We start from the raw sequence: 12,373 nt of genomic DNA, 5'->3' as shown, positions 1-12,373 counted from the left end.
CGGTCGCGAGGGGGCGCGCGCTTATGGTCGCAATGAGCGGCAGGGAGATGCCGGCCGGCGCGAGGCCCCGCGTGGCCAGGAAGGACGCCGGGAATACTCCCGCGATGATCGTCAGGAAGGTCGCCGGGAATATGCCGGCGGCGCTCGCCAGGACGGCCGCCGGGAGTCGGGCCGTGACGATCGCCAGCAGGATCGCCGTGGTGAATACAACTACAACAGCCGCGACAGCCGTTCGCAGGGACGCCCAGAATACGCCCGGGACGATCGCCGCGATGGCCGTTTCGACGGGCGTCGCGAGCAGGGCCATGCCGGCCGGGGCGATGAACGCCACGGCCAGCGCGCCTATCAGGACGGGCCGAGCGGCCAGAATCGCCAAGGCCCCCGTTTCGACGGCGGCCGCGACGACCGCGATTTCCGCAGCGAACGTGATGGCCGTCCGGGCGCCGAGCGCCGCGATGGACGCCAGGGCCAGGATTCCCGTCCGGCGTCCGGCCACGGCGGCCCGCGCGGCGGGCAGGGCCGTGCGTCGCAGCCTTCGCGTCCGCGCCAGCCTTATGCCGCCATCCGTATCGACCAGGTGCAGCGCGTGCTGGGCGAGATCCTGCAATGGACCTACCCGGCGGACGCGGCCCTGTCGCACTGGTTGCGCGGCCATCCGGGCCTGGGCGCCCGCGACCGTTCCGAAGTCGCCGAAGCCGTCTACGATGTGCTGCGGCATCTGCGGCGCTATCGCCAGTACGGTGAAAGCGGCGTCGGCCCGGCCTCGCGCCGTCTGGCCATCCTGGGCCTGGCCGCCACGCTGGGCGCGCAGGAACTGGCCGAAGGTCTGGACGCGGCCGAGGCCGAATGGCTGCAGCGCGTGTCGCGCATCGATCCGGCCACGCTGCCGCGCGCGGTGCGGGGCAGCATTCCCGACTGGCTGGACGAGCGCTTGTCCGCCATGGACAGCCCGGACGCGCTGATCGAGGCGCTGAACCGCCAGGCCAGCCTGGACCTGCGCGTCAATCCGCTCAAGGCCGAGCGCGACGCCATGCTGGTCGAGTTGCAGCAGAGCGCCGGTCGCTACGAGCCGGTCGCCATGCCTTATTCGCCCTGGGGCATCCGCATGGAGGGCCGTCCGGCCATCAACCGCTGGGCCCAGTTCGAGAATGGCAGCATCGAGGTGCAGGACGAGGGCAGCCAACTGCTGGCCCTGCTGGTGGCGCCGCGGCGCGGCGAGATGATCATCGACTTCTGCGCCGGCGCGGGCGGCAAGACGCTGCTGCTGGGCGCGCTGATGCGCTCGACCGGCAGGCTGTACGCCTTTGACGTGTCGGCCGCGCGCCTGTCGCGCGCCAAGCCGCGCTTTGCCCGCAGCGGCTTGTCCAACGTGGTGCCGGTGGCCATCGACAGCGAGAACGACACCCGCATCAAGCGCCTGGCAGGCAAGGCCCAGCGCGTGCTGGTCGACGCGCCGTGCAGCGGCATCGGCACTCTGCGCCGCAATCCCGACCTGAAATGGCGCCAGCATCCCGAGGCGCTGGCCGAGCTGGGCCAGCTGCAGGAGCGCATCCTGAACAGCGCCGCGCGCTGCGTGGCGCCGGGCGGGCGGCTGGTCTACGCCACCTGCAGCCTGCTGGCCGAGGAAAACGAGGTCCAGGCCGAGCGCTTCCTGGCCAGCCATCCCGAGTTCGAGCGCCTGGACGCCGCCGCCATCCTGGCCGGACGTTGCGAGAACCTGAAGCTGGAAGGGCCGTACGTGCAACTGCGGCCCGACCTGCACGGCACCGACGGCTTCTTCGCCGCCGTGTTCGAGCGCAAGAAGGCGGGCGCGAAGGCGGAACAGGATGCTGAATCGCCGGCCATCGAGGCCGAGGGCGAGGTGGACGACGCTTCGCTGGAGGCCGGCCTGGATGCCGGCGTGCAGACGGATTCGGCAGCCAGCGAAACCGCCTGAGTCCGGGTGGTCTTCGATCAGCAGCGCCCCGGCTTTCCGCCGGGGCGCTGTTTTTGTCAGGGCGCCGGCGCGACGTTCACCGTGGCGCTGTAGCGACGGATGCCCAGCGTCTTGTTCTGGTATTTCACTTCCCAGGCCAGGGTGTCCGCGCCGGGCTGGCTGGTCTGGTAGACCACCTGGGCGATCGGCACGGCCTTGTAGGCGCAGCGACCCGAGTCGCTCGATTGGCCCTGGGTATGGGCCACGTTGGCCGAGCCCAGGTGCGGCGGCAGGGTGATCGTCACCTTTGGCGCCCGCAATGCCAGACAATCCGACCCTCTTATTTCGTAGTAAGAAGCCAACACCGCCACGTCTCCCACCTTCAATGACTGGGCGCAGGCGCCGCCGGCATAAGCCAGGGTCGCGGCGGCCAGCAGGGGAATAAAACGGGGACGTATAATTGAAACAGGCATTGGAACTCGCTCGAAGTCGAGGACTGAGGGCAGGGGCGAAGTTTGCCCTCAGTCCGTGGCCGTATCAAGACGGACGCACCTGACTGGAACTTTAACGGCCCGTTCCGGCCAAAACCTGACGTCCGCGCCCATTTCCTTGAACCAGGCGCTGCGGGCCGTGCCATCCGGCGCAGGCCATGCAGGCGGGGACGTATCGCGACGCGCCTGAAATGTTTTTGCGGAAAATCGGGTTGATTGGCGGCTTGCCTACGGGTTTTTCAGCTGGTTTCCTGCCAGCCAAACGGGGCTTAGTCCTTGATTTCTCTCAATAACTATTTTGAAACTCCCTTGTCATAAGCTGGCAAAGGTAAGCTAAACTCCAGGCACTCTTTACGCGAGGCTCACAAAAGCTTTATGGATTACATCCTTTCCTTCATTGCTGGCGGTCTGACCCAAGCCACCTGGTGGCAGGTCGTGGTTTTCACGCTGGTGGTGACGCACATCACGATCGTCTCGGTCACCGTCTTCCTCCATCGCAGCCAGGCGCACCGCGGTCTGGACCTGCATCCCGCCGTCATGCACTTCTTCCGCTTCTGGCTCTGGATGACGACGGGCATGGTCACCAAGGAATGGGTCGCCATTCACCGCAAGCACCACGCCAAGTGCGAAAAGGAAGGCGATCCCCATTCGCCCATCCTGTTCGGCATCTGGAAGGTGCTGTTCCGTGGCGCCGAGCTCTACCGCGAAGAATCCAACAACAAGGAAACCATGGCCAAGTTCGGCCACGGCACGCCTGACGACTGGCTCGAGCGCAAGGTCTACAGCAAGCACAGCCTGTGGGGCGTGCTGACCATGCTCGCCATCGACGTGGCCCTGTTCGGCGCCATCGGCCTGACCGTCTGGGCCGTGCAGATGGCCTGGATCCCGTTCTGGGCCGCCGGCGTGGTCAACGGCATCGGCCACTACTGGGGCTACCGCAACTACAACAGCCCGGACACCAGTACCAACGTGTTCCCCTGGGGCATCGTGATCGGCGGCGAAGAGCTGCACAACAACCACCACGCCCACGGCACGTCGGCCAAGTTCTCGGCCAAGTGGTACGAATTCGACATCGGCTGGTGCTACATCAACATCCTGAAGTTCCTGGGCCTGGCCAAGATCAAGAAGGTCGCGCCCAAGCTCAAGCTGGATGATTCGCGCACCGGCATCGACCTGCGCACGCTGCAGGGCGTGATCACGCACCGCTACGAAGTCATGGCCCGCTACGCCGACATCATCAAGAGCGCCGCCCGCGAAGAGCTGGCCAAGATGAAGGCCTCGCGCCAGGAAGGCAACGCCGAATGCGGCTGGAGCCAGCTGCACAAGGTGCGCCGTGCCATCCACCGCAACGAGGACATCCTCCAGCCTGAGCAGCTGCAGGCCGTCGACCAGGCCATCGCCCAGAACAAGTCGCTGTCCACGCTGGTGCAGATGCGCCGCGAGCTCGGCCGCATCTGGGAAAGCTCCAGCGCCAGCAGCGAACAGCTGCTCCATGACCTGCAGGCCTGGTGCCAGCGCGCCCAGCAAAGCGGCATCGCCGGGCTCGAGCAATTCGCTCAACGTCTGCGCCGCTACGCGGCATGATGCTAGAGAAGCTCAACCCCGAACAACGCGCCGCAGTAACGTTAGAACCGCAGCACGCCCTGGTCCTGGCCGGGGCGGGCAGCGGCAAGACCCGGGTGCTCACCACCCGCATGGCCTGGCTGATTCAAACCGGCCAGGCTTCGCCTTTTGGGCTGCTGGCCGTCACGTTCACCAACAAGGCCGCCCGCGAGATGCTGGCGCGGATGTCGGCCATCCTGCCGATCGATACGCGCGGTCTCTGGATCGGCACCTTCCACGGGCTGTGCAACCGCATGCTGCGGGCGCATCACCGCGATGCCGGCCTGCCGCAAAGCTTCCAGATCCTCGACGTCACCGACCAGCTCGCCGCCATCAAGCGGCTGATGAAGGCCAATGGCGTCGACGACGAGAAATACCCGCCGCGCGATGTGCAGCGCTTCATCAACGGCGCCAAGGAAGAAGGGCTGCGCCCGGACGGCGTCGAAGCCTATGACAGCCATCGTCGCCGCCTGATCGAGATCTACCAGCTGTACGAGGCCCAGTGCCAGCGCGAGGGCGTGGTCGACTTCGCCGAGCTGCTGCTGCGCGCCTATGAGCTGCTGTCGCGCAACGCGCCGGTGCGCGAGCACTACCAGCGGCGTTTCCGCCACATCCTGGTCGACGAGTTCCAGGACACCAACACGCTGCAGTACAAGTGGCTGCGTTTGCTGGCCGGCGGCGGCGCGGCGATCTTCGCCGTGGGCGACGACGACCAGTCCATCTACGCGTTCCGGGGCGCCAACGTCGGCAACATGGCCGACTTCGAGCGCGATTACGCGCATGGCACGGTGATCCGGCTGGAGCAGAACTATCGTTCCTATGGCCACATCCTGGATTCGGCCAACGCGCTGATCGGCCACAACAGCGGCCGCCTGGGCAAGAACCTCTGGACCGAGCAGGGCGAAGGCGAGCCCGTGCGCGTCATCGAGCAGCCGTCGGACGGCATGGAAGCCCAGTGGGTGGTGGACGAGATCCGTTCGCTGATCCACGAAGGCAGCCTGCGCCGCGAGATCGCCGTGCTCTACCGCAGCAACGCGCAGTCGCGCGTGCTGGAACACGCCATCTTTTCCGCCGGCATTCCCTACAAGGTCTATGGCGGCCTGCGCTTTTTCGAGCGCCAGGAAATCAAGCACGCGCTGGCCTATCTGCGCCTGATGGCCAACCCGCAGGACGACACGTCGTTGATGCGGGTGGTGAACTTCCCCACGCGCGGCATCGGCGCGCGCACGCTGGAAACGCTGGCCGACGCGGCCCGCACCCATGACATCAGCCTGTATTCGGCGGTGGCCATGGTGGGTGGCAAGGGTGGTTCCAACCTGGTGCAGTTCGCCCAGCTCATCAATCGCCTGATCGAGGAAACGCGCGACCTGCCGCTGCCCGAGATGGTCGAGCACATGCTCGAGGCCAGCGGCCTGAATGCCCATTACAAGGCCGAGCGCGAAGGCGCCGAGCGCCTGGAAAACCTGAACGAACTGATCACCGCCGCGGCCGTGTTCGCGTCCGAGGAGAACTACGACGGCATGCCGGCCGGCGTGGTGCCCCAGACCGACGCGTCCTCGACGCTGATGCCGGGCGTGGTCGACGCGCCCATCGTCGCGCCGGACGGCATGACGCCGCTGGCGGCCTTCCTGTCGCACGCGGCGCTGGAAGCCGGCGACAACCAGGCGCAGCAGGGCCAGGACGCGGTCCAGCTCATGACGGTGCATGCCGCCAAGGGCCTGGAGTTCGACGCGGTCTTCATCACCGGCCTGGAAGAGGGCCTGTTCCCGCACGAGAACAGCATCCTCGAACAATCCGGGCTGGAAGAGGAACGGCGCCTGATGTACGTGGCGATCACGCGCGCGCGCCAGCGCCTGTACATCACGCTGGCGCAGAGCCGCATGCTGCACGGACAGACGCGCTACGCCATGCGCTCGCGCTTCCTGGAAGAAATCCCCGAGAAGCATCTGAAGTGGCTGACGCCCAAGGCCGGCCTGGCCCAGGCGGGCGCCTCGCAGGCGTCCTGGGGCGGCAGCCGCACCGACGCGTTCGGACGCAAGCCCACCAACACGATTGCGCCGCGTCAACCGCGCGGCGTCGCCACCGGAGTCACCGTGGGCGACAAGCAGTATCGTGTAGGCCAGGGCGTGCATCACGCGCGTTTCGGCGACGGCACCATCATCGGTCTGAGCGGGTCGGGGCAGGACGCCCAGGCCGAGATCCAGTTCCGCGACGTGGGCGCCAAGACGCTGGCGCTGGGCATCGCCAAACTCGACATAGTCCAGGGTTGAACGACATGGCTGACCACGATTCCCCCAAGGCCGAACTGGCATCGCTGCGCGCCGAGGTCGACGAGATCGACCAGCAGATCATGCTGCTGCTCGGCGTGCGCTTTCGCTGCACCGACATGATCGGCGAGCTCAAGCAGAACCACGGCATGGATCTGGTGGATCCCAAGCGCGAGGCCCAGCAGGTCGCGCGCATCCGCCGCCTGGCCGAGGAGGCCGGCGTGCCGGCCGCATTGGCCGAAACCATCCTGCGCGAGGTGATCGACACCGTGATCGACCACCACAGCCGCCTGCGCGACCGTCCGTACTCCTGATCCCTTCCCGGCCCGCCCGCCGGCTGATGCCGGCGGGTGGCGCGTCCGCTGCACAACACGCTTCACAGCACCTTCATGAACGCCAGCAAGGCGTCGATCTCGTCCGCGCTCAAATCGAGCGGCCGGATGTGTTCCGACTTGCGCGGCGCCAGTGGATCCGGCGGTTCGCGCGGTACTGGGTCGCGGCCCATGCCGGCGTCGTACATGCGCAGCAGACCCTTCATGTCGGGGAACAGGCCGTTGTGCATCCACGGGCCGGCGCGGGCGACGTTGCGCAGGCTGGGCGTGCGGAACTTGCCCAGGTCCGCCGGATCGCGCGTGGCTTCATAACGCCCCAGATCCTGGTTGCGCCGGCCGTAGAAAGACAGCCCGATGTTGTGGAAGGCGTGGTCGCTCAAGAGCGGGCCGCTGTGGCAATTCATGCAGCGGGCCTGCGTGCGGAACAGGTGCAGGCCAAGCAGCTCGGTATCGTCCAGCGCCTCGGCGCGGCCTTCGATGAAGTCGTCGAAGCGCGTGCGTTCGGGGCGCAGCGTGGCGATATAGGCGGCCAGCGCGCGTGCCAGCCGGTCGGCGTCGATCGGCGAGCCTGGCACGGGCGCCACGGAGACGGCATCGAATGGCGGGTGTTGCACGGACGGCATGGAGACGGCGCCTGGCGGTGAATCGCGCGAGGGCGCTGCGCCAAATGCGCGCAGGAATTCGGCGGGATAGGGCTCGGATGTATCGAGCCGGGCGACCGCGCCGGCCGCATCGTGGTTCATTTCGCGTGGATCGTGCAGCGGCCCCATCACCTGTTCCTTCAGCGTGGCGGCGCGTCCGTCCCAGAACAGCCGGGGCGCGAAGGGCGCGGCGTACAGCGGCGTGGAGCGCCGCCGTCCCATGAGCCCGTCCTCGCCCACCGCCAGCGGCCTGCCGTCGGTGAAGGCGCGTTCGGGCGCATGGCAGGACGCACAGGACACCTGCCCCTTGCGCGACAGGCGCGCGTCGAAGAACAGCGTCTGGCCCAGCGCGACGATCGCGGGCTTGGCCACATCGGCGGCCAGCTGCGCCTGGTCGGCATTGGCGGCGGTCCATTGCAGGGCGGGGGCCGACGCGGCAGGCACCGGCGCCCATTCGGTCCAGGCCACGCCCGGATCGATGGACGGCGCGGGCCATTGCGCCTTTGGCGCCGCATAGCGCGCGCGCAGGCAGGCGAGATCCCAGCCGGCCTGCGCGCGGCAGACGGACGCGGACGGGTCGGCCGCGTTCGCGGCGGCCCCCAGCGCCGCGCCCAGCATCAATAGCGATAACCGACTTGCAGCCATATTTCACGTCCCACCTGATACAGCGCGCGGCTGCTCTTGAGATTCGGGTTGCTGGCCGTGAGCGCGGGCTTGCTGTCGAGCACGTTCAGCACCTCGGCCGAGATTTCGAGATTGCGAGCGAAGGTCGGCCGCCAGGCTAGCTTGGTGTCCCAGGTCCAGTACGAGGGCAGGTTGCCGGACTCGTAGCGCTGCAGGTACAGCGGCTTGGGTCCCACGCCCACGTAGATGGTGGCGTCGCGCTTGCTGCGCCAGTGCAGCTTGTTGCTCCAGGTCAGGCCGGCCTTGGGCAGCGCGCCGATCAGGTGCAGCACGGCTTCCTGCGGCTGGTAGAAGCTGCTGGGCGGCAGGTCCATGGCGCGTATCTGCGCGTTGTTGTAGATCACCAGGTCGTCGGGATCGCGCGCGTCGCCGCTATAGCCCTTCACCAGGTCGCCGTTGGTCTTGCGCTTCTGCCAGCTCCAGGTCGCCAGCAGGTTCCAGCGCGTCTCGCCCAGGCGCCACGGTTCCAGCGGGCGCAGCGTCAGGCTGACGCCGTTGGTGGTCGAGCGGCCGTCGTTGGTGTAGCGGTAGCCGTCGGTGTCGTTGCCGGCCCTGGTCCATTGGTCGCGGCCGTTGCGATGCACATAGCTCAGCGTGCCTTCGATGCCGGCCAGGCGCTGGCGCAGCGACACGGCCCATTCGTCGTCGTAGGGCATGCGCAGGCCCTGGTAGCGCACGTAGTATTCCTTGGTGCCGTCGGCGACCGGGCGGCCCTTGGCGTCCAGCACCTGCCGCCGCATGCGGTTGATCTCTTCCTCCAGCGCGGTCTGCAGCACTTCCGAACCGTAGTAGCGCGACCAGCCCGCGCTGAGCAGCGTGTCGCCCGAGCCGAGTACGTCCCAATCCAGGCGGGAGCGCGGCGAGATGTTGCTCGTGCCCAGGAAGCTCTCGCGGTCATAGCGCACGCCGGCGTCCAGGGCCAGGCGTTCCCATTCGACGCGGTCGGACAGATAGGCGCTGACGCTGTCGTAGTTCACGTCCACCGTGCCGGGCAGGTAGCGGACCTTGCTGAAATCCTGGTAGCCGCCCTTGTTGTCGTAGGCGCGGCGGTAGGAGTGTGATTGCTGGAAGCGTTCGAACCCGGCCTGCACCCGCTGCCATTCCAGGCCGGCGTAGGGGATGTGCGTGAAGGCGCCGGTGCGGATGGGATCCAGGTCGACGCGGCCCTTGAGGGTCCAGCTGTCCTGCTGCTTCTGTTCCTTGCCGAAGCCGCCCGCCGTGTATTGCGGCAGGCCCCGGGGCTGGAAGGTGACCAGCTCGTCGCCGACCGATACGCGGTTGCTGAGCGCACGGTCCCAGCCGGCCTGCAGCGAGTAGCGCCCGCCCTGGAACTGATGGTCGATGTTGGCGCTGATGCCGCGCGCCGCATGGTTGTTGTCCCAGCGGGTTTCGCGGAAGAGGTTGCTGACCAGCGTTTCCTTGCGGTCGCTGTACTTGAGCACCAGGTCGGCCGTGGTCTGCGCGCTGGCGCGCACGCTGAACTTGCCCAGGAAATTGTCGATCTGGTCGCGGTAGTTGTCCTGGCCTGGCAGCGGCTGGCCCTTGCCGTCCACGCCCATGTTCCAGCGCGTGATGTCGGATTGGCGGCGCGACACCGCCAGGACCGCGCCGGACTTCTCGTTGAAGGCCAGATCCGCCACGCCGGAATAAAAGCGTTTCTTCCATTCCGGCGCGTAGCCGGGCTTGCCCTGCGCCCAGCTGGCTTCCTCGCCTTCGGCCACCTTCTGCTGCGTCATCTTGGACGTGTTCCAGCGGTAGTCCAGGCTCAGGTGGTTCTCGCCGGAGAAACGGCGCAGCCGGGCGTCGACCACGCCGCCGGTGAAACGGCCGTATTCCACCGGCACGAAGCTGTCGTAGACGCGCACTTCCTCGAGCAGGCTGGTGTCGACGAAATACGACTGGCTGTTGCTGGGAATGTTGCCGACCTGCAGGTTCAGGTTCTTGCTGGCCGGGTCCAGGCGATTGGTGGCGTCCATGCCGTCCAGCTGGAACAGGTTCTGGTAGGGGCTGGCGCCGTGGAAGGACAGGTCTTCCACGTCCAGCGAGCCCCGGTTCTGCGAGCCATTGGCGCCGGCATTGACGCGCACCGCCGGGTGGCTGGCGACCAGCGATGTCAGGTCGCGGTTGGAGCTGGGCGTTTCGGCGATCTGTTCGCGCGTGTAGGTCCGCTCGCCGGGCTGTTCGCCGTAGACGCGCACCGCGTCCAGGCGGTGGGCCGAGAACAGATTGGTCTTGTCCACGTAGACGATGTAGCGGCCCGGACCGTCCGCTTTCAGGGCCAGGCCGGATCCGGCCAGCAGGTGGTCCAGCGCGAGCAGCGGCGAGTACTCGCCCCGCAGCGCCGGCGCGGTCTTGCCGGCGACGGCGGCTGGCGGGAACGAGATTTCCAGGCCTGCCCGGCGGCCAAGCGCCAGCAGCGCGTCGCCCAGGGGCTGGGCGGGCAGGTCGTACGTGGCGGGGCGTGCGGCGGGTTGCGCGTAGACGGGAGCGGCCAGGGCCAGCACGGCGCCGAGCAGCGCGGTACCGGCGCGGCGTCGGCCGATGGAAGAGGTAGACATGCGTGCGTCCAAAAGCGGTGTTGATCTCGGCCGTAGGACGCTGCGGGCGCTGGATTCCCTCAGCGCGATCGTCATGAATAATTTATATTGATTCTTATTTGCCGATTGGCAAACGGCAAGACGGCCGCCGCATGCCGGTCGTCACGGTCAACGCAGCAGCAGCAGTCCGGGCAGGTCGGTGATCCGCACGCTGGTCTGGGCGAGCAGCAGTTCCAGCGCGCGTTTCGGATCGGCCAGGCGGGCGGTGCCGGAGATGCGAGCATTGCGCGCGGCATCTCCCAGCACCAGCACGCGCTTGCTGGTGTAGCGGGACAATTGCGCCGCCGCCGCCGGCAGCGCCACATCGTTGAATGAGAGCAGGCCCTGGCTCCAGTCCGGCGCTGCTTCGCTTGGCGAGGCGCCGCGGACGATGCCGTCGGCCGAGACCTGGACGCTGTCGCCGCTGTCCAGGATGTCGGCGCGGTCGTCGGTGCAGATCCGGCAACGCACTTGCACGCGGTGCTCATGGACCGCGACGCGGGTGCCATGCTCCTGGCGCTCCACGGTATAGCGCGTGCCCAGCGCCGTGGCCGATGCATCGGGCGTGGTGACGGTGAAGGCGGGGCCATCCTGCGCGGCGGGGGCGGCCTCGAACAGCGCGCGGCCCGCCAGCAGGCGCACGACGCGCTTGCCCGCCGCATAGTCCAGCGCGATGGCGGACTCCGCGTCCAGCGTGACGCGTGAGCCGTCGGGCAGCTCGACGACGCGCAGCGCGTTGCCGCTGGCATAGTCCGCGCCGGGATGGGCATCGCGCGAGAATTGCCAGACGGGCCAGGCCGTGGCGATGGCCAGCAGCGCCGCCACCGTTGCCTTGCGGCCGCGCGCCGGGCGCTTGGCCAGCCGGGCCTGGTCGATGTCGCCCATGCGGCGCCATACCCGCGCCAGCCGGTCATAGGCTTCGGCATGGCGGATATCGGCCTGATACCAGGCGTCGAACTCCGCCTGAGCCTCCGGGGGCAACGGCTGCCCGCTGCGGCGCACGACCCAACGCGAGGCCTGCTCGGCCAGGCTGGCCCGCCGACCGCGCGCGTCGGCGGCGCTCACGCCGCCAGCGCCTGGTCGCAGGCGAGCAGGATGCGCATCATGTGTTTTTCGACCGCGCTGACCGTGATCGCGTAGCGTTCGGCGATGGCGCGGTAGGTCAGGCCGTCGTGCCGGTGCAGCACGAATACGTCCAGGCTGCGGCGCGGCTGGGACAACAGCGCGGCTTCGAGCCGGCGCAGCATCTGGTTGGCAACGGCAACATCCAGCGTGTCGGCCTCGTGGGCCGGGGGCAGGGCGCTGGCGTAGTCGGCGGCGGCGGTCAGCTCGCGGCTGCGGCGGCGGTGCCAGTCGGTGGCGATATTGGCGGCGACGCGGAAGACGTAGGCGCGTTCATTGTCCGGGCGCGTGCGGTCACGGAATTGCGCCAGCTTGATCCAGGTGTCCTGGGCGCAGTCCTGGGCCACGTCGCGCGACCCCGTGCGCAGTGAAAGAAAGCCCAGCAGTTCGCGGTAGTGGCGAAGAAATACATCCGTAAGCGTAGACATGACGCCGGCCCGGTCGGCCGTCAGAGTCAGATTCGCGGTGGAGTATAAATGATAATAATTATTGATATCAAATAGACATCCGCAACGGCAATGAAGAAGGGGGCTCAACGCCCCCTTCCGCATGCCGTCAGGCTTCGGACTGCCCGATTTCCTCCAGCGAGCCTTGCAGCTCCAGCCACTGCTCTTCCAGCTCGTCCATGCGCTTGCCGTGTTCGCCATGCTCGGCCATGACCTTCTGGCGTTCGGCGCGGCGTTCGTCGGAGTACAGGTCCGGATCGGCGATGGTCGCGTCCAGCGCCTGCAGCTTGGCGCGCA

The 12,373-nt window shown here is 67.7% G+C and carries 11 protein-coding genes; 4 read left to right on the top strand and 7 right to left on the bottom strand.

Annotated features, from left to right (window positions below; genetic code table 11):
* The coding region (locus KDH83_RS25685; protein WP_212320835.1) for a hypothetical protein at nucleotides 1-607 on the bottom strand (607 nt) is incomplete at its 3' end.
* Between KDH83_RS25685 and KDH83_RS25680 the strand changes: the two genes are divergently transcribed.
* Complete coding sequence (locus tag KDH83_RS25680) at nucleotides 587-1,936, top strand: RsmB/NOP family class I SAM-dependent RNA methyltransferase (protein WP_349291670.1); 1,350 nt, start codon at nucleotides 587-589, stop codon at nucleotides 1,934-1,936. The genes KDH83_RS25685 and KDH83_RS25680 overlap by 21 nt on opposite strands.
* A gap of 56 nt (nucleotides 1,937-1,992) precedes the next feature.
* Here KDH83_RS25680 and KDH83_RS32695 read toward each other — a convergent pair whose 3' ends face one another.
* Complete coding sequence (locus tag KDH83_RS32695; RefSeq protein WP_249205354.1) at nucleotides 1,993-2,220, bottom strand: hypothetical protein; 228 nt, start codon at nucleotides 2,218-2,220, stop codon at nucleotides 1,993-1,995.
* Between the two features lie 561 nt (nucleotides 2,221-2,781).
* On the opposite strand from KDH83_RS32695, the gene KDH83_RS25670 reads away from it, so the two are divergent.
* From KDH83_RS25670 to KDH83_RS25660, 3 genes are read left to right on the top strand one after another with little or no spacing between them, the layout of a single operon-like run.
* Nucleotides 2,782-3,990 carry a fatty acid desaturase gene (locus tag KDH83_RS25670; RefSeq protein ID WP_212320831.1) on the top strand — a complete coding sequence of 403 codons (1,209 nt, stop codon included), beginning with the start codon at nucleotides 2,782-2,784 and terminating at the stop codon, nucleotides 3,988-3,990.
* The gene (locus KDH83_RS25665) at nucleotides 3,987-6,278 is read left to right on the top strand and encodes a UvrD-helicase domain-containing protein (protein WP_212320829.1); all 2,292 of its coding nucleotides are present in this window, start codon (nucleotides 3,987-3,989) and stop codon (nucleotides 6,276-6,278) included. The genes KDH83_RS25670 and KDH83_RS25665 overlap by 4 nt, the downstream gene beginning before the upstream one ends.
* Before the next feature lie 5 nt (nucleotides 6,279-6,283).
* A complete protein-coding gene (locus tag KDH83_RS25660) occupies nucleotides 6,284-6,589 on the top strand; it encodes a chorismate mutase (RefSeq protein ID WP_212320827.1) in 306 nt (101 codons plus the stop codon).
* 62 nt (nucleotides 6,590-6,651) lie between these two features.
* Here the strand turns inward: KDH83_RS25660 and KDH83_RS25655 are convergent, their stop codons facing one another.
* The 5 genes from KDH83_RS25655 to KDH83_RS25635 form a co-directional block, all read right to left on the bottom strand.
* Complete coding sequence (locus KDH83_RS25655; protein WP_212320823.1) at nucleotides 6,652-7,893, bottom strand: cytochrome c peroxidase; 1,242 nt, start codon at nucleotides 7,891-7,893, stop codon at nucleotides 6,652-6,654.
* Nucleotides 7,866-10,490 carry a TonB-dependent receptor gene (locus KDH83_RS25650; protein WP_212320822.1) on the bottom strand — a complete coding sequence of 875 codons (2,625 nt, stop codon included), beginning with the start codon at nucleotides 10,488-10,490 and terminating at the stop codon, nucleotides 7,866-7,868. The genes KDH83_RS25655 and KDH83_RS25650 overlap by 28 nt, the downstream gene beginning before the upstream one ends.
* A gap of 147 nt (nucleotides 10,491-10,637) precedes the next feature.
* A complete protein-coding gene (locus KDH83_RS25645; RefSeq protein ID WP_212320821.1) occupies nucleotides 10,638-11,573 on the bottom strand; it encodes a FecR domain-containing protein in 936 nt (311 codons plus the stop codon).
* Nucleotides 11,570-12,058 carry an RNA polymerase sigma factor gene (locus KDH83_RS25640; RefSeq protein ID WP_212320820.1) on the bottom strand — a complete coding sequence of 163 codons (489 nt, stop codon included), beginning with the start codon at nucleotides 12,056-12,058 and terminating at the stop codon, nucleotides 11,570-11,572. The genes KDH83_RS25645 and KDH83_RS25640 overlap by 4 nt, the downstream gene beginning before the upstream one ends.
* 127 nt (nucleotides 12,059-12,185) lie before the next feature.
* A partial coding sequence (locus tag KDH83_RS25635; RefSeq protein ID WP_212320819.1) for a hypothetical protein occupies nucleotides 12,186-12,373 on the bottom strand: 188 nt, incomplete at its 5' end.

The organism is Achromobacter sp. Marseille-Q0513 (genome assembly GCF_018195695.1).
Taxonomy (GTDB): Bacteria; Pseudomonadota; Gammaproteobacteria; order Burkholderiales; family Burkholderiaceae_B; genus Achromobacter.
Note: the sequence above shows the minus strand (reverse complement) of the source record. Positions and strands in the feature narration are given on the sequence as shown.